The sequence below is a fragment of the Paenibacillus tritici genome (assembly GCF_018207515.1).
GTDB lineage: Bacteria > Bacillota > Bacilli > Paenibacillales > Paenibacillaceae > Paenibacillus_AQ > Paenibacillus_AQ tritici.
Genome location: NZ_CP073365.1, coordinates 3,524,378 through 3,542,273, shown reverse-complemented (window position 1 = coordinate 3,542,273; position 17,896 = coordinate 3,524,378). Strand labels below are relative to the sequence as shown.

The 17,896-nt window shown below is 51.8% G+C and carries 16 protein-coding genes; 9 read left to right on the top strand and 7 right to left on the bottom strand.

The window, feature by feature from the left end; all coding sequences use genetic code 11:
• Positions 1-62: 62 nt before the first annotated feature.
• Genes KDC22_RS15120 through KDC22_RS15100 form a run of 5 tightly spaced genes read right to left on the bottom strand, consistent with a single transcriptional unit; the run spans position 63 to position 3,594 of the window.
• Positions 63-797, bottom strand: coding sequence for a hypothetical protein (locus KDC22_RS15120; RefSeq protein WP_211723653.1), 735 nt, complete (start codon positions 795-797; stop codon positions 63-65).
• Positions 791-1,492: an ABC transporter ATP-binding protein gene (locus KDC22_RS15115; protein WP_211723652.1), complete on the bottom strand. Its 702-nt coding sequence runs from the start codon at positions 1,490-1,492 to the stop codon at positions 791-793. The genes KDC22_RS15120 and KDC22_RS15115 overlap by 7 nt, the downstream gene beginning before the upstream one ends.
• A gap of 5 nt (positions 1,493-1,497) precedes the next feature.
• Complete coding sequence (locus KDC22_RS15110) at positions 1,498-1,881, bottom strand: GntR family transcriptional regulator (RefSeq protein ID WP_173126793.1); 384 nt, start codon at positions 1,879-1,881, stop codon at positions 1,498-1,500.
• Positions 1,881-2,627: an ABC transporter permease gene (locus KDC22_RS15105; RefSeq protein ID WP_211723651.1), complete on the bottom strand. Its 747-nt coding sequence runs from the start codon at positions 2,625-2,627 to the stop codon at positions 1,881-1,883. The genes KDC22_RS15110 and KDC22_RS15105 overlap by 1 nt, the downstream gene beginning before the upstream one ends.
• Positions 2,620-3,594, bottom strand: a complete 975-nt coding sequence (locus KDC22_RS15100) for an ABC transporter ATP-binding protein (RefSeq protein WP_211723650.1) — start codon at positions 3,592-3,594, stop codon at positions 2,620-2,622. Before KDC22_RS15100 ends, KDC22_RS15105 begins: the two co-directional genes overlap by 8 nt.
• A gap of 210 nt (positions 3,595-3,804) precedes the next feature.
• Here KDC22_RS15100 and KDC22_RS15095 point away from each other — a divergent pair, with 210 nt between their 5' ends.
• Positions 3,805-4,176: a hypothetical protein gene (locus KDC22_RS15095; protein ID WP_173126783.1), complete on the top strand. Its 372-nt coding sequence runs from the start codon at positions 3,805-3,807 to the stop codon at positions 4,174-4,176.
• A 648-nt stretch (positions 4,177-4,824) separates the two neighbouring features.
• On the opposite strand, the gene KDC22_RS15090 is transcribed toward KDC22_RS15095, so the two are convergent.
• Positions 4,825-5,790 carry a phosphotransferase enzyme family protein gene (locus KDC22_RS15090; RefSeq protein ID WP_211723649.1) on the bottom strand — a complete coding sequence of 322 codons (966 nt, stop codon included), beginning with the start codon at positions 5,788-5,790 and terminating at the stop codon, positions 4,825-4,827.
• A gap of 154 nt (positions 5,791-5,944) precedes the next feature.
• On the opposite strand from KDC22_RS15090, the gene KDC22_RS15085 reads away from it, so the two are divergent.
• From KDC22_RS15085 to KDC22_RS15060, 6 genes are all read left to right on the top strand, one after another.
• Positions 5,945-6,826 carry a sulfurtransferase gene (locus tag KDC22_RS15085; RefSeq protein ID WP_211723648.1) on the top strand — a complete coding sequence of 294 codons (882 nt, stop codon included), beginning with the start codon at positions 5,945-5,947 and terminating at the stop codon, positions 6,824-6,826.
• Positions 6,823-7,542 (top strand): SDR family NAD(P)-dependent oxidoreductase, encoded by a 720-nt coding sequence (locus tag KDC22_RS15080; protein ID WP_211723647.1) that lies wholly within the window; start codon positions 6,823-6,825, stop codon positions 7,540-7,542. The genes KDC22_RS15085 and KDC22_RS15080 overlap by 4 nt, the downstream gene beginning before the upstream one ends.
• A gap of 71 nt (positions 7,543-7,613) precedes the next feature.
• The gene (locus KDC22_RS15075; protein ID WP_211723646.1) at positions 7,614-9,260 is read left to right on the top strand and encodes a helix-turn-helix domain-containing protein; all 1,647 of its coding nucleotides are present in this window, start codon (positions 7,614-7,616) and stop codon (positions 9,258-9,260) included.
• 120 nt (positions 9,261-9,380) lie between these two features.
• Positions 9,381-10,343 carry an ABC transporter substrate-binding protein gene (locus tag KDC22_RS15070; RefSeq protein WP_211723645.1) on the top strand — a complete coding sequence of 321 codons (963 nt, stop codon included), beginning with the start codon at positions 9,381-9,383 and terminating at the stop codon, positions 10,341-10,343.
• 13 nt (positions 10,344-10,356) lie between these two features.
• Positions 10,357-11,112, top strand: coding sequence for a (2Fe-2S)-binding protein (locus KDC22_RS15065; protein ID WP_211723644.1), 756 nt, complete (start codon positions 10,357-10,359; stop codon positions 11,110-11,112).
• A gap of 132 nt (positions 11,113-11,244) precedes the next feature.
• The gene (locus KDC22_RS15060) at positions 11,245-13,305 is read left to right on the top strand and encodes a methyl-accepting chemotaxis protein (protein WP_211723643.1); all 2,061 of its coding nucleotides are present in this window, start codon (positions 11,245-11,247) and stop codon (positions 13,303-13,305) included.
• 82 nt (positions 13,306-13,387) lie between these two features.
• Here KDC22_RS15060 and KDC22_RS15055 read toward each other — a convergent pair whose 3' ends face one another.
• Positions 13,388-14,671 (bottom strand): hypothetical protein, encoded by a 1,284-nt coding sequence (locus tag KDC22_RS15055; protein WP_211723642.1) that lies wholly within the window; start codon positions 14,669-14,671, stop codon positions 13,388-13,390.
• Between the two features lie 162 nt (positions 14,672-14,833).
• Between KDC22_RS15055 and KDC22_RS15050 the strand changes: the two genes are divergently transcribed.
• Both KDC22_RS15050 and KDC22_RS15045 read left to right on the top strand, forming a co-directional pair.
• On the top strand, positions 14,834-16,813 hold the full coding sequence (locus tag KDC22_RS15050) for an AraC family transcriptional regulator (RefSeq protein ID WP_211723641.1): 1,980 nt from the start codon (positions 14,834-14,836) through the stop codon (positions 16,811-16,813).
• A gap of 94 nt (positions 16,814-16,907) precedes the next feature.
• Positions 16,908-17,807: a formylglycine-generating enzyme family protein gene (locus KDC22_RS15045; protein ID WP_211723640.1), complete on the top strand. Its 900-nt coding sequence runs from the start codon at positions 16,908-16,910 to the stop codon at positions 17,805-17,807.
• The last annotated feature ends 89 nt before the right edge of the window (positions 17,808-17,896 follow it).

Here is a 17,896-nt window from a genome sequence, read left to right as displayed (position 1 = left end):
ACGCAAGCAAGGCTGATTCGGAGCCTTGCTTGCGTGACATATGAAGAATGCTATATCCTCTATTACACTTCGATTCTCTTCTTCACCAGAACCGCCATTCCATAGATCATCAGGCAGACAGCCGCCAGCTCGAACAGCAGCGCCCCTGGATTGGCCGCAGCATACTCAATGGTGAATCCGCTACCGGACTGCAGGTTCCCCGGGTAGATTTCAAAGTTAAAAACCTTATCCAGAGCAATAAAATAGGTGCCGAACAGCGCCCTCTCCAGATATCCAATCCCGTTCTCCAGCAGGAACAGAATAACTACCCCAATCCAGATTCTCCACTTCATGCGCAGACTCAAAGCTACCGTAATAGAGAACATCACCATAACCATTAGAAATCCGGTGGACCAGATGGATCGCAGTATCACTTGGAAGCCAACCGTTAACAGATTACCGGGCAAAAAATCAAGCGGGTACAGCAGCCGGTATATCCCCAGATGCACCAGCCCTAGGATAATGACTCCCCCAATTAGCAGCAGGGCTAACAGCATGGGAGACAAGACCGTCTGCAGCGCAGTAACCGGCAGCAGCTGCCGCTGATACGACTTGAGATTGCGGAAATACCCGGCTACGGCAACAAATACAAGGGCTATGGCCAGCACGTAGTAACCGGCCAGATTCAGTGACAACAGCCCTATATCCACCGTTGCACTAGATATCCACATTCCGGCCTGAATCAATAACGCGATCACGATGAAGACGAGAATGCGTTCTCTTCTGCGTCTAAGATCATATTCCAACAGCTTCAGCATTCGGCAAACACCTCTCTGAACAGCTCATCTATACTCTTCCCGCGTTCTTGTCTCAGTGCCTCTACGGAATGATGCAGTACAATCTCCCCGTCCTTCAGGAAAATCACCTCATCAAAGATCCGCTCTATATCAGTCACCAGATGTGTGGAGAGCAGAATACTGCTGTCTTCTTCATAGAACTCCATCAGGGCATTCAGAATCTTGGTCCTTGCCACGGGATCTACGCCGCCAATCGGCTCATCCAGCAGGTATAATCTGGCCCGGCGTGAGAGCGCCAGTGTCAGCTGTAATCGCTCGTTCATTCCTTTGGATAACGTCCGCACCTTGTCTTCAGTGCGCAGCTTCATGAACTCCAGCATACGCAGCGCCTTGGCCTGATCGAAGTCCGGATAGAAATCCTGCTGGAATCTTAGCGCATCCCCCACCTTCATCCAGGACTCTGTGACCGGCACATCCGGCATGAAGGATACCAGTGACTTGCTGTCCATGCCTACCGGTACTCCGATAACGGAGATCCGCCCTGAGCTTGGCCGAGAGAGTCCGGCGATCAGCTTCATCAGCGTGCTTTTTCCGCTGCCGTTGCTTCCGAGCAGACCGGTAATGGTACCGGCGCCCAGCCTGAAGGACACCTCGTTCAGCGCTTGCCGGGAGCCGAACCGCTTGGTCACATTCTGTATTTCGAGTAACTCATCCACTCTTCTTAATCCCCCTGTCCTTGATCCCGCTGATGTACGTTCTCCGCTACGGCAGCTATAATATCTTCACCCTGGAAGCCCAGCTCCTGCATTCCGCGAATGAAGCGGTCCAGCACATCCTGCGCCATATCCTTCTTAATGGTCAGAATCGTCTCTTCATTTCCGGTCACATATCTGCCCATCCCGCGGCGGGTTTCCACGATTGTCTCACGCTCCAGTTCCTGAAAGGTTCTTTGCACTGTATTCGGGTTGATCTGCAGTTCAGCCGCCAATTCTCGGACAGAGGGGATTTTGTCTCCGGGCTTCAGCTTGCCGGTGATAATCTCTCCTTTGATGTAATTCATGATCTGGAGATAAATCGGCTGGTTGTTATCGAATTCGATCCCCATCAAGCAACATCCCTGCGTCTGAATACCGCAAAGCCCGCAAGCAGGAACAGCGCGGTATAACCGCATAGCAGTACGATCGAGAAGCTCAGGGTCATTCCCTGCATTGGCGCACCGCCATTCTGATAGGCTGAGAGATCAAGATTCGGAAACAGTACATATTTGTAGAATTCGCGGGGAATAACCACTTTGTCTATCATAGTGGCAAATATAGTCGCACCAATCGTTACGCCGGTTGTTTTTGTCAGAATGCCCAGCATGAAGCCAATAGTTGCGTACACAGCGCAATACACCATAGAGTACAGAAGTGAAGTAAGAATGGTACTTATTCCCGCTTCGCCTCCACTGAGGCCATAGAAGACCGCTCCCGAGAGGAACAGTGCCGCTACCGCAACCAGCAGCATACTCAATGTATAGAGCAGCACGGTTACATATTTGGAAGCCAGAATCGCTGTACGGCTGCGTGCACGAATTAGCAGAAATTTGATCGTTCCCTGGCTGTATTCCCTGGATACGATCCCTGCCGTCCCGATGATCACCAGAATGGTCAGAACCTGGCCAATCCCTGTGGGGCGCAGCATATCGGAAGTGAATTCTGCTGCTGAAGCATACATATCTGTACCAAACGTATGGGAGATATAGCCGACTACCAGCGAGAGCACCAGCAGGATAACATATGGAATCACATGGCTGCGTTTCTTAGATATTTTGAGCCATTCATTCAGAACGAGCAGATTGAAATTACGCAATGCGGTTGCCCCCTGTCCATTTCAGGAAATCTTCTTCCAGACTATGTCGATTCTCTGTGATCCGGTATACCCCGACCTTGGCCTCACTGAGCGCCGCCACAAGCTCCGGCACGGTTCCATCCGGCAGATGCACATGCAGCTCCGAACGGGCTTCATCCATTCCGGTCACCTTCACGCCTTGCACTGCTTCGGCTACAGTCTGAGCAGCTTCCAGCCTATCTACCCTGATCGCAAGCGATACTTCACTGCGGGCTTCCGGCGCTTCAGCAAGCTGGGTAACCGTTACGAGCTTACCGTTCTGAATGACCACCGCGCGGTGGCAGATCTGTTCAATCTCGGCCAGCATATGACTGGAGATCAGAATGGCAATGCCCTCGACCTCGGCGATCTTGCGCATATAATCACGCATCTCCCGGATTCCGGCGGGGTCCAGCCCGTTGGTCGGCTCATCCAGAATCAGCAGCTTCGGCGAATGCAGCAAGGCCTGAGCGATACCCAGACGCTGGCGCATACCCAGCGAATACGCCCGAACCTTCTTGTTCATCGCCTCCTGCAGTCCAACCAGCTCCACGACCTCATCAATCCGCGAGGCTCCGGCTCCGTCGCTCATCCGTAAATACTGCCGCAGATTGTCATAGCCAGTCATATGCGGATAGAACTCGGGATTCTCAATAATCGCCCCAATCTGCGAGATAGCCTGCTTGAAATTCTTCTGTATGCTCTGCCCATGGACCAGGACATCCCCACTGCTCATGCGGATAAGGCCGGTCATCATACGGATGGTGGTCGTTTTGCCGGCACCGTTCGGCCCCAGCAGGCCGATAATCTCCCCTCTTCGAATCTCGAAGCTCAGATTATCTACAATCGCCTTCCCTTTAATTACTTTACTGACGCCTTGCATTTCGAGTACGGCTGGTTCTGTCCCAGGACCTGGCAGCCCTTGATTACTGCGGGTGAATGAATTCATGACGCCCTCCTTGTGTCGGTGTGTTAGTTAAATAGTACACTAGGATATGAAGTCTGTAAATAGGGTTTGTGAAAATTTTCCTGAACCCTGCAAACAGGGCTACCGAATCAGGGGTTTCGACCATACCATTCTTGCACCGCATACATAGAATATATTGCAGCTGACAGTTTCGTACTGCATTTGCCAATCCAGCACTGAGGAGGAGTATTCATGAACAAAGAGGTCCATATCTCGCAGACTTATCCGCGGCTGACTGTGTATAGCGAAGAGAACTTCCGGGGAAGAAGCAGAATATACCGGGGCAATCTGGGTATCCGTAATACCGACAATATCCTGGATGGAATCGAAAGCCTCCGCTTCTTCTCCACCAGCAGCAATGCCACACTCGTCCTGTTCAGCAGAACCCGCTTCAGAGGCAGCTTCCGCGTACTTCGCGGGAACCATAGCCTTCGTGATCTGGACGACTTTATTTCCGGCAATGATGTAGAATCTATTATCTCTACCAACCAAAGACTGACGCTGGCACAAATCCGCAATATCCGCAGCAGCGGGAATCTTCCTGCCGGTTACCGGTTGATCTAGCAGCAGCTGCAAGTTAAACAGGGCACACTCCGGTCCCACCCAGCCGGAGGTGCCCTGTTTGGCATGTTCAAATGCATCCAAATAGGGGGAATCATGGAGAAAACAGATCTATATAGATTGAACTTGATAGTGCATAAACAGGGAAAAGTGGCGGAGGAGAATTTTGGAATTGTAGGAGCGATAGCGTCCGCCTGAAAGCTTTCCGCAGGAGAACTGATGAACCGGATTTCAGCTTCACTTACATAACGAAGGTCCTCTGTCTCGACTGACTTCACCACAAATAGTAACAGTCCCCCTCCTCTAAAGAGTAGCGGGAGAGAGCGCTAACGGAGTTGGATAAAAGGCACTTAATTCTGCCGAAACAGTGCTCTATGGGACAGCAGTTGGAAAAAGTACAACTAATCCACCGAACCCTATGGATTTTAGCAGATATCGGACTGATTAAGTGTTGTTTATCCAACTGTTTTCAGGAAGTCTACCCGAGGCCATAAATTAGATGTACTAATTCCACTTAGATCATCCGCCGCGTTTTGCCAAGACTTACTTCGCAGTGTTTCCGAGCTATTAAGTACAAACCAGCAGCCAAGCCCTTTATCCGCAGCGCCTTTGCTGCTGGTCTAATCCTGGTCCTGGTCCTGGTGCTTACCCTTACAGCTTCCCGCCGGACATCTGCTGGATCTCTGCCGCAAGCACTGCGATCTGTTCCTGTAATACATGTACTTCGTCGGTTCCTTGCCAGTACCTCGTGACGAAATGCAGGAACACATCAACCTTGCGCAAGAGCATCAGCGTTGGAATCGCCTTGAATTCCTCCGCGCTAAGCATAATCTTGCGGCTGTAACCCCGCCAGAAATCACGGATAATCCGTTCCTCATCCTCATGACAGAGCATACCGGACAGGATAACCGCAGCTTCCATAACCCGGACATCCCGTGTGCAGAATTCAAAATCCAGCAGCGCAATCACCTGTTCCCCGTTCTCTCCATCCACCAGCAGGTTAGAGGGATTCAGATCGCCATGGACCAGCTGATGGGGCAGGTTCTCCAGCTGTTCCCGTGAGTCTGCCACACTCTCATAGGCTTCAACCAGAACTTTCAACTCCGGTGTAAGCTTCTGAAGAGGTTCCGGTAACTGGGTCAACCAATCGCGAAGCGCTTCCCGGGTACACAGCGGATAAGACCGCTCCAGCTCATAGTAAGGCCGGTATACAGCCGGAATCTCCAGCTTCATCTCACTCAGCACAGCGGATAAAGCTCCTGCCGACTCTCCGAACGATTCATAGAAGCCGGAATCCTGCCCGGAGGGAGATTTTCCTTCAATATAACCGAACAGGCAGGCGAATTTCCCTTCGCCTTCTTCCAGTTGAACCATGGTTTCCCCTGTAATGCTAAGGATCGGAGCAGGGACTGCAAACGGCAAATCCTGTCCGTTCAGCTTCAGAAGTACAGTATGCTCGAACTCTATTTTATTGCGGTCTCTATGCGTATCATAGACGCGCAGCACAGCACGGCGTTCGCCGCTCTCCACGAAATAGGTGGTATTATTCCAGCCCCCGCTCCGTTTGCGCAGCGTACCCTTCCATTCCGGCCAGAACCGGCTAATTATGGCTTCCATAGGCATTGGCCCCTCTCGAAGTAAGATAGGTTTCAAGCCATTGTAGAATCCGGAACGCAGCTGTGTCAAATTAGCAGACTAGCAGAGCGGTTATGCGGAACGGGGATTATCAGCTATAATACTCCTTATCATACTTACAAAGGATGGGATAAATATGGATGCTACTGTAAGCAAACGCTGGCTGCTCGCCAGACTCTATGAGCCGGAGCAGACGATCGTGGACTGCCGCTTCACACTGGGCCAGCCTGAAGCCGGTAGAGACAGCTATGAAGAAGAGCATATTCCGGGCGCCGTCTATCTGGATCTGAAGCTGGATCTGTCCTCCCCGGAACGCGAGCATGGTGGACGTCACCCCTTACCTGACCCTGAGGTGCTGGCTGCACGGCTCAGCAAGCTCGGAATCGGCAATGATTCACGGATTGTTGCTTATGACGATGAGAACGGCATGAACGCGGCCCGGCTGTGGTGGCTGCTGCGTTACCTCGGGCATGAACAGGTATTCATTCTGGAGGGCGGCTTCAGTGCGTGGAAGGCTGAGAAATATCCGGTGACAGATCATCAGCCCGTGCGGGTGCCTAGTACCTTTGTACCAAATGTGCAGCCGCAGATGCTGGCCGGGTATGAAGAGGTGCGGAGTGTTTCGCAGAGAACGCTTGAGGATGAAGCTAACCCTTCTGCAGCGGATTCTCCCTCTGCTCTTCCCGTTCTGGTTGATTCCCGGTCCAATGACCGTTATCTCGGCCAGAATGAGACCCTGGACCCGGTCGGGGGGCATATCCCTGGTGCGGTCAACTTCTTCTGGAAAGACACGCAGAACGCAGACGGCAGCTTCAAGAGCGCCGACGAGCTTGTGGAGCATTTTGCCGGACTTCCTAAGGATCGTGAGATCATCGTCTATTGCGGCTCCGGCGTAACCGCCTGTCCGAATGTGCTGGCGCTGGAGAAGGCGGGATTCAAGAACGTGCGGCTGTATGCGGGGAGCTGGAGTGACTGGATTAGTTATGAGGAGAATCATAGAAATGGAGACTTACAATGAAAAACTATCTCGTATTTGGTGCCAGCAAAGGATTAGGAGATGCTTTTGTCAGAGGATTGCCTGAGCAGGGGGATAAGGTCTGGGTAGTCTCACGCACAAAACCTGATAACCTGCAGTTGAACGATGGTGTGGAACGTATTTGGATACAGGCAGATCTGGCAGATCTCCAAGCCGCCCAGCGGGTCGGCGATGCCCTTCAGAACGAAACCCTGGATGTGCTCATTTACAACGTGGGAATTTGGGAAAAAGAAGGGTTCGAGGACCACTACACCTTCGATCAGGACGATCCTGCCGACATCAGCCGTCTGATTCATGTGAATATAACATCCGCTATTGTGGGCATTCAGGCCCTGCTCGAACCTCTCCGGAAATCAGCAGCAGGCAAAATCATTCTGATTGGCTCGACTGCGGGTCTAAGCAACGCGAATAGCACACAGGTTTCTTTTGTCGCCTCTAAGTTTGCCATCCGGGGGATTACAGAGGCCTTGAGAGAACATACGCGGCAAGACAGGATTGCTGTGACATGTATTAACCCCGGCGAGCTTGCAGCCGAAATTCCGTATGCAGAGGGCATGGACCGCGCTCTTGCCGAATATAACGGCACGCGTATTCCTCTTCAGGATATTGTTTCTATCGTAAAATGTATCGTCAGCCTGTCCAGCGCAGCCTGCGTGAAGGAAATCAATATTCCGGCTATCACGGATATGAACGCTTAACCGGAGTCCGGCTTCCGGGCCATACAAGGATCAAGAGTCTGCGACTAGCGTAAGAAAGGGTGGTGCAAGGATTGAACGATCAGGACGGCGTCCTGCCCGGAGGAACCTTCGGACAGCTTAATCAGATGTGGTTCAGGCTTCGCAGCATCGAGCAGAACAACAGTCTCACGGGAGAGTGTTCGCTCCGTCTGCAATTCCTTGAATCGCATCTGCTCCTGATTCCAGTTTCGGGCCGGGGCTGGATCACTGTGGACGGCAAGTATGGCGAACTCAGAGCGGGAGCTGCTTTTGTCTGCCTGCCGGGGCAGTTAATCGAAGCCAGCCTGGAAGGTTCAGGCGAACAGAGTGTGTACATTCTGCGGTTTGATGTATTCGCCCAGCGCCACCTGCCTGAACAACCGGACCAGCTAAGCTCAACGCAGTCCCGTCTTCCCTTCCCCCTGGAAGGAGAAGCAGCGGTGGCTTCAACCGTTACATACAGCAAACACTGCGAGGCCATCACCGCTTCCATGGGCAGCACGGACCCCTTACAGCAGCTGCTTGCACAGAGCAGATTCTATGAGCTGCTGTACAGTCTGCTCAGCGATACCCGGCAGTCTGAGCCTGACGATACCGATACGATTATGGAACGGGTCAAGCTGTACATAGAGCAGCACTACCGTGAAGAGCTATCAATCACCCTGCTGGCGGGCGAAGCAGGCATTAGCGTAAGGCATTTCATCCGGCTGTTCAAGCAGAAATATGGGCTCAGCGCAATTGAATACCTGACCGAATGCCGGATCAGACAAGCAAGAAATCTAATGCTGCCCCATACGAATTACGAGTTGAAGGATATCGCCGCATATGTCGGTTACAAGGATCTTGCTTATTTCCGGCGCAAGTTCAAGCAAGTTACGGGTGTAGCTCCGGCCGCCTTCATGCGGAATACCAAGCTGAAGATCGTTGCTTACCATGGCAGCCTGATCGGAACGCTGCTCACACTGAATGTCATTCCCTGCGCAGCTCCGGCTGACCATCCCTGGACAGAATATTACCGCCGTAAATATGGAACCGGTACGGTCCTTCCGCTCCTCCAAGAGGACAATGACAGGTTACAGCAGCTTGTCTCCCTTCGTCCCGATTATATTCTGGGGCTGGAGCAAGCACTAAGTCCCGCCATGCAGCAGCAGCTTCAAGAGCTTGCCCCCGCTCCGCTTCTCCCCCGGCTCCAAATGGATTGGCGCGCGCAATTAGAATTCATCGGGCACAGCCTCGGCAAGTCACAGGAAGCTGCGGCCTGGTTAGCCGCCTATGAGCGCAAAGCCGAGACCGTCCGGGCGAGCCTCGATCATCCACTTGCCAAGGGCAGGCTTCTTATCGCCCGCCTATCCGCTCAGACCCTCACGGTGTTGTCTAACCGGAGCTTGGGCGAAGTGTTCTACGATGATCTGCAGTTCATCCCCGCTCCGCTCGTTAACCGCAAGCTAAGCCGTCAGACCTTGACGCTTGCGGAGCTGAAGTCTGCGGATACGGACAAGCTGTTGTTGATCGTAGACGAGGATACTGAGTCTCAGGCTATTTGGTCAGAGATCCAGCATCTGGAGTCGTTGAAGCGGCCTGATCCCGCCGGATATTCGCGTGTTGAGCTTCTCCCTCCCTACCCCTGGACAGAGTATACCTCGTTCACCCAGGAGATGATTCTGGACCTGGCGCCCTTACTGTGGCGTAATCGGACATGAAATATTGGCGTGATTATCTATAGTCGAATCCAAGGGATTGTTTTATACTCCTAACAGTGATATTGATTCTCACTCTCATGTGAGAGGTAAGGTATCGACACTCAGGAGGTTATAGAATTCATGCGACAGCTAAGAACAGGAATATCATTCTGCACGGCCGCTCTGCTCGTATTGGTAATGGCAGCTTGCTCTAATAACGCCGGACAGGCCAAGGTAGAAGCTTCAACAGAAACGGACTTTCGTCTGGTCAATAGTGAGAATGGCGAGATTAAGATCCCAGCCCATCCCGCCAGAGTCGTTGGCCTATCGGTAGTCTACCCGGAGTTTCTGCAAGCCTTAGGCATTACGCCCGTCGCTGTGCAGAATTACCAGGAAGAATTCCCTACCTATCTGCAAGAGCCTTTCAAGGATACGCTGAAAATGGGCATTGCCAAAACCCCGAATTTTGAAATGATACTGTCCTCCAATCCAGATATTATTCTTGCTCCTGCATGGTGGGCAGGCAAGGATTATGACCAGTTATCCGGGATCGCACCGACGGTTCTGCTGCCCGAACGTCAGGACTGGCGTGATGAACTGAAGGATATCGCCGAGGTGCTGGACAAGAAGGAAGCTGCAGAGAAGGTTATCCAGGAGCTGGAGGCTCAGGAAGCGGAAGCCAAGCTGAAGTTAGATGCCCTGGTTGGCAACGAAACCGTGATGTATATGATGGTTATGCCGGGCAGCTTCGTTCTCTATGGGGATCAGATCGACCGCGGCAAGTTTATTCATACCACCCTGGGACTGGAGATGATTCCAAACTTCCCTGCTAAAGATCCGTCACTATCCATATCCCTGGAGAAGTTGCCGGAGTACAATCCCGACCATCTCATTCTCCAATTGAATAATGAGGACAGCCCGGAGGTGAAGCAAACCTATGAGGATATGCTGAACAGCCCTCTGTGGAAGAACATGAAGGCGGTCAAGAATAACCAGGTGTACATGATGGCGGGCAAGGATTGGTTTAACCTGGGCATGTCTCCGCTGGCGAACCGCTATGCAATTGATGCGGTTCTAGAGGCCTTCGGCGGCAGCTCGAAGTAAAGGGGATATCAGGATGTGCGAAACTGTAAACATGCAGTGGGCAGAACGATTCTTCATCTTTCCCGAAGCTGTAGAGAATGCAGTAATTACTTTATCACTTACTGAATTATGCCAGCCTGCCGCAGCAGAGCACCTGCTCGGCACTTATGCTTCTATGCTTGGAACGGAGAACAAACGACTCGCGGCGGCCATCTTGTGCACCTGGATTGCCGGAATCTGCGGAGCCAAAGCCGCACTGCTCACGGCTGGACACCCGATGGCTTCTGCCTTGTGCCGGAGCAATATGTCTGTGCAGCTCCTCCGTACGGAGGGGTACCCCGAATTCGCCTTCCCCATCCATGATCAGCGGGAGGGTATCTATGCACGGACTGGTAAGGGAAATGAATTCATAGACGAGCTTGGACTGTTCTATAAGAATGAAGTCAGTCCTGTGATTGCTGCGCTTGCCGAGGCTTCTCAGACCAAAGCAGTGATGCTATGGAAGCAGTTATACAGTCAGTTGTATACCTTCATGGAAGAGGAAGCCCAAGATGCAGCAAGTGAATGCCGCCGCGCTCAGATTGCCGAACAATTCAAGACTGTGACCTGGGCGCTGAAGCCGGAGGACTTCGGACTTCGCAGCAATCCGTTCCGCATAATACCCAGATTCAGAACGGACCCCAGTCCTCCCCACCACACGATATCCATTAAGGCGACCTGCTGTCTGGCCTACCAGCTAAGAGCGGATCAATTCTACTGTAGCAGTTGTCCTATACTGCCGGCAGAGTAACCAAGATAAAGCCTAAGCTCTCCATCTTAATACAAGGTGGAGAGTTTTTGTCGTTCCTCTACAGAAATATCGACAAAATTCCGACATATTACCTAAGAGCATTTGCTCTAATACGCATCTGGGAGATGACCTATGTCACATTTAATTAAAAAGCGGCCACTCCGCTCCTCCAGCATCGCCAACACATTGGCCATTGTACTGCTAGTCATTATTCTTGTCGTCTTCTCTATTCTGGGTACCTTCTTCTATTCCAGCACCAGAACTATTCTGGTCGATCAGCAGGAGTCTATCCTTAGGACCAAAACGCAAGGCATTGTCAACCAATTTGATGCGTTATTTAAAGAAAAAGGATCACTGGTCCGGCAAATGTCCACAAACACGATTTTCAAAAAATATATTGAAAGCACCACACCAGACAACTTGACCACCTCGCCTCATGCAGCAGAAACACTAGCTACTCTGGCAGCCATTGTAAAGTCGGAGCCCTCCTTCGCCGATGCCTGGGTTGCCGGTCTCTCCGGGAAGGGTTATTTTCTCCAAAATGATGGGGCGGCCTCCAAGTCTGACTTCGATATCCGCTCCCGCCCTTACTTCAAGCCGCTCTCTGAATCCGAGGGTCTGTATTATTCAGAACCTTATGCCGATGTCAACAATGGCACCATGCTTATGGGGATATTCTATCCGATTAGGAGTGAGAGTAATGAGCTGATTGGCTTCATTGCCGCAGATATTGCCTTCAATGACATCCCGGCCATCATGCAGAGCTATTCTCTGGGAAGCACCGGCTTCTCCCTTCTGGCCACCCGGTCAGGCGATATTCTGTACCACCCGGATGAAGCCAAAGTGCTGAAGGAAAAAATCACGGACAGCTCAGGAGATCTCGGAGCCATCGGCAAAAAAATGATTAACGGGGAAGCCGGCGTAGAGTTAATTCATTATAACGGTGAACAACGGTATATCGGTTATGACACCAGTAAGGATACAGGGTGGTCCGTAGGTCTGACCATTACGCAGCAAGAGGCGCTTAGCCCGCTGCAATCCTTCACCTGGATCACTATCTGCGGTTTCGCCGCTGCTGCCCTTCTGCTCGTGATCATCTCTTACATTACCCTCCGTTACCTGTTACGCTCCATCCCCAAGCTGCTCGCCAAGATCAAGCGGATGGAAGACGGGGATCTGACGGTTCAATTCGATGAACGCTCGGGCAACGAGATCGGGCAAATTGCACAGGGTATGGCTAACATGGTCCAGAAGATTCAGGGCATGATCCGGGTCATTCATACCACTACTCAGGTGCTTACCCAGTCCTCCCACAACCTGCAAGCCATTTCTACGAAAACAGCCATAACCATGAATGAAACGGCCACGGCCATCAATGAAATTGCGAATGCCACCAACTACCAGTCGGCTGAATCAGAGAGCATCCTTCACAAAACCAGTGCATTATCGGATCAAATCGACGAAATCACCAGTGATGCCCAAGCTGTAGGAACTATGGTACAGACCTCAGCCCAGCTCAGCAGTTCGGGTCTGGACTTGGTGGAGCAGCTCTCCAAAGCCGCAGAAGACAATCACACATCCACACAGGCGATGTCATCGCTCATTGAGGATATTGATCTGAGCCGTCATGAGATTTCGGGCATCGTAGGCACAGTGAATCAAATTGCCACCCAGACCAATTTGCTCGCTCTCAATGCTTCCATTGAAGCTGCCCGGGCAGGTGAACATGGCAGAGGTTTTGCCGTGGTGGCCGGTGAGGTGCGTAAGCTTGCCGAGCAGACAGCTCGGGCTACCGAGGAAATTCACAAGAAGGTCAGCGCCATTGAGGAAAAAACAAGCCTATCCGTAGAACACACTACTCTTGGCCTTACGATTGCTGAGGAGAATGCCAAATCCGTAGAGAATGCCAAACAGGTCTTCTTTAGCCTGAACAGTGACCTCGAGGAACTGAAGGTACGGATGCTGCAAATCAGCAATAACACTTCTATTGTCCACAAGCATAAGGATGAGATTCTGCAGGCGATCGAGATCATCTCTTCGACGACTGAGGAGAATTCTGCCTCCACTGAAGAGGTCAGTGCCAATACACAGGAGCAGCTCGGCAGTATTGAGCAGGTAGCTGAACTGTCCAGAGAGCTGAGCCAAATCTCACAGAAGCTGGAGGAAGAGCTGCGACAGTTCAAGCTGGAATAAAAGGATACGCAAAAACATCGCCAAGTAGAGATGCTCACTTGGCGATGTTTTTGTCATTCGGAGGCTTAAGCCCGGTTCGGTGCTACTTTAACATATATTTGGTTATGGTCTTAGGCGCATAGCTCCTCGTAATGTACAGCTCCCCGCCTCCTGCATAAATGTAATTATGCCCGGTTTCGTAGTCATGCCAGCTTGTGGCGAGATGATATTTGATCTGCAGGTTCGCCGGGTCAAGCACATAGAAATCTTCCTTCGCTATATCTCCCTCAAAGGTCTCAGGATCAATCACAGCCGGACGCTCCTGCCATTGGTACTGCTTCTCGACCGTAATCTCGCCCGATGGCGTTATCCTGTAGTACCATTCGCGGTCCCCGGCTTCACCGATCTGCTGCTTACCAAGCAATTGGTTGTCTTTGCTGTACAGTCTGTAGACGTTGTCGCTCTTAATCAGGTAGTTGTTGCCTGTCGTATTGATTTGATCCGCTTTGTTCAAGGTACGCACCCACTTCTTGGCGCCGTTTGCGTCATAGCCGAGTAACAGCCGGGTATCCGTACTGCTCATCTGAATCAGGAACGACCCGCCGCGAAGCGGATGCACCTGGAAATAGGGGTCTTTCACCGTTTTGGGAGCAATGTAGGTAGCCAGCGGTGTTGTCAACGCAGTTAGACTGCGGTATACGTTGATCCCAAGGACCTTGTTTTGTTTATCCAGCAGTGTATGCACGACGTACCCGTTCGGAAGCAGCTCCAGTATCCCTGTGGCCCATTTGCCGGTCAGCTTAAGCTTGCTTACCTGCTTCCCGTCCTGATTGTATTCGGTAAAAGCAATAGTTTTTGTGTTGACACTTAGTCCGGACCGAATACTAATATTTCCGTTATCCAGCAACAGCGGCGAGTAGGAATCCGTTATCGTTTTGGTCCATTTCCGTTTGCCGTTCGGATCGACAGCGGTGAGATCGTAGGGAATACCGCCTTTCTTTTTGTAGACATAGGTGTAGCCGTTACTGACAGAATACAAACCATGAGCAGTAAACGGCTGGTCGTTGGCCATGTCCGAATAGTCATATACCCAGTTGGCAGAACCTTGTACGCGGTCAATGGATGCGTACAACATGCCGGAAGTCTTCTTCTTGGAAGGAGAGACGGTTACGGTCTTAAGCAGCGGAATGAACATCCGCTTATTGCTCTGTAGGGTGTCTATAGTGCCCCAGAAGCTAAGACCATCCGGCAGCATATAGCTCCATTCCGGCGTAGGCAACTGTTCAATGACCTTCCCGGCAGCCGATGAATGCCCGGGCAGCAGCACCTGTGCAGCCAATAGCAGCGCAAATGCCGTGGTGAGAAACTTGAATCGTTTTGGTAACATACTCCTATCCCTCTTTTGCTATGTATTAATGTTCCAATCTGAATTATTATATGATCACGCAGACCATAAGGACAGGGTAATAAATGGATAGCTATCTAAACAGGCGGAGCTGTACTACCTGTAAAGCTAAATTCATCGCCCGTGGAAAGGAGGGAATCTTCATTGGACGAGATTATAAATATACATGAGCACATCCGGATCTGGAATCACGCAGTATTTCAAATTATGGATGTCAGGCATATACACATACAGAACGGTGATGACGTCAGGCCGTATCTGCTTCCTTCCAGCGCCTATCTTTACGTTACACAAGGTCAAGCATCTGTAATTTTGGACGGAGCTGGGCATGCTGCCAAGCCTTACTATCTGCTTCATGGGGGCAAGGGCGCTTCTCTCGATATCCGTCTTACTGACCATTCCTTCCAGTACTATCTTATTCTATATAAGGCCAGCTTACCGCTGTCCGGGAGGCGATATTCACCGGCGCGGACGGACGCAGATCTCCCCTTTTCCTTGCAGTACGGATTCATTCCGCTCCATCCGGCAATTCTCTATCAGCTGGCTGAGCAGATGCTGGACGAATGGCTTGTGCAGGAACGGCTGGAACGGCTGCATGCCAAAACTTTATTCTACCAGTTTATCTACGAGTTGCTTCAGCAAATGGATGAGCAGCAGGTCAGCCCCGTAAGGCCGGATCTGAACTCCCAGATCATCCGTTACATAGAGCAGCATTATGCCGAACCGATCACGCGGGATTCGCTGGCACGTATTTTCAACTATAGTGTACCTTACCTGTCCAAGTATTTCCGGCGCGAGACCGGAACAAGCATCATTGATTATTTGATCCGCATCCGAATGAATCAGGCGGGAGACTTGCTGCAGAAGACCGACCTGTCTATGCAGGAAATTGCACGCAGCATCGGGTACACCGATGTATCCTATTTCATCCGATTGTTCAAAAAGACGGCCGGCGTCACCCCCGGAGAGTTCAGAAACGCTTCGTTGCGCCAAGCGAACAATTCCTATCGTCCTATCATTAGGCTTCAATCGTCCATTGCTCCGCGCAGACTTCGTCACTATATTGGTAACAGAGATGATAATCATTATCAATACAGTGGAAAAGGAGATTTACCGATGTACATGAGCAAATTACCTGTAGGAGTGACTTTATTGCTGTGCCTGACACTCCTGCTAAGCGCCTGCGCAAGACCAGCGAATACAAATGGCGGAGCAAGCAATTATGCTGGAGCAGGCACAACTGTAACCACGGGCAGCAATACCGGCAATGCAGAGTACGGGAAGACAAATGTCAGTACCGAGACCGTCACCTTCAAAGCTGTGAACGGTGAAATACAAATCCCCAAGAATCCGCAAAAAATCGTTATGGTCGCAGGAGCCTTCACCGGGCATCTGCTGGCACTGGGACTAAGGCCGATTGCAGCCGGGGATGAGTCTTTTAACAACTACACAGAAGGTAAACTGGACAACGTTGTCAATCTCGGCAATGACATCCCTTACGAGCAGATTATTGAGCTGCAACCGGATTTAATTGTGGTGTGGAATGACCCGGCTGCAATTGAGAAGCTGTCCCAGATTGCACCGACCGTCGCTGTAGATTACGGAGTTCCTTTCCGGGAGCAATTAATGGAATTCGGGACAATGACTGGCCGGGAAGAGCAGGCCAAAGCCTGGATTGAAGCGTGGGACGCCCAAATTGCCGAATACAAGCCGCTTGTGAAGCAGGCTGTAGGTGAGCGCACGGTATCGATTTTTGATGCAGGAAGTGCCAAGGAGTTCTATGCTTACGGCAGCTTTGGCCGGGGCGGCGACATTATCTATGGCGAGTTCGGACTGAAGGCACCGCCAATTATTCAGAAGGAAGCTATAGACAGCGGCCAGGGCTGGGCCAAGCTATCCCTTGAGCTGTTGCCGCAATATGCCGGGGATTATATTTTTATCAGCGGATGGACAGGCGAGGAGAATGCCTCGTGGATCTTCGAGGGCAACATCTGGGACAGCCTCCCCGCTGTTAAGAATAATCATGTCTACCGCGAGAATAGCCGCGGCTTCGTGTTCAGTGACCCGATCTCACTGGAAGCCCAGCTCCAATTTGTTGTAGACAGCTTGCTGGGAACGAAATAGCAGCATACCCGGCCGGTTTGCCAATCTCCCGGGCTGTCCATTACAATGACAGTAAACAGGCTGACAATGCCGATTCCCGGGAGGAGAGGATGACATGGTAGCATGGGACCGTGCCGCATGGGGACAATTAACGGTTGAAGAGAAAAGGCATGCGATGCAGGAAGTGCTTAACCAGCTACCCGCTTGCTTCGAGTGGCTGCGGTTAGAAAAGTTCGAACGTTACGGACAATCCTTGGAAACTGGGGTCTTCTTGTATAAGGGCAGTGAATATGTGTTCGTGCCGGGCGACTCGGTGACCCTGGGCCGGGCAGAGGCTCATCCCCATGCCCCGATGTCCCCGCTTCGCGAAGCCGTGATCCCTCCGATGCTGGTGCAGCGTCACCCCATCCCGGCAGGCTGGTATGAGTATGCGGTTGAAGGGCTGGACCCTGAAGAAGACGGGGATATTCTCGAAGCCATAGAGGAGTTCCGTCAGGCTCCGCACACCAGCTATGAATACTCCCAGTATTTCCGTCTTGAACGGGACGGCGGACAGATCATCCTCTATCTGTTCGACGATAGTGAGACGTTCGAAGAATGGGTGGAGTCGGAGCTGCCAGAGGAGTTCAGCCTGCCAAGCGAGGACGAATGGGAATATCTGTACAGCACGGGTGCCCGGACGTTATTTCCGTGGGGCGAGGAGATTGACGAATCCATGCGCCTCAGGCATGTGTGCGGTTCAGGGGAGGCTAATGCTGAGGACCCGTATTCGCTAGAGCTGCCGAACGCGCTTGGCCTCTGCTTCCCCGGCGACCCTTATAAGAAAGAGCTGGTCCTGACACCGGACGGTATAACTGGCAAAGGCGGCGATGGTGGCTGCAATCTGCACGGCGGACTTGGCGTTGCCGCCGGGTATCTCCCAACTGCGACCGCTTTCCGCGATCCTTATGAGAGCGAGCTGGATTGGCCGGAGCTGATGGATTGCCTGGTGTACCGGCGGGTGATCAGGCTGTAGAACTAATAGTTAATGAGACGTCCTTACTAAGACGTCCAAAAGCCGCCCTTCCTTCGCATCAAGCGAAGCCGGGCGGCTTTTTCAATTTC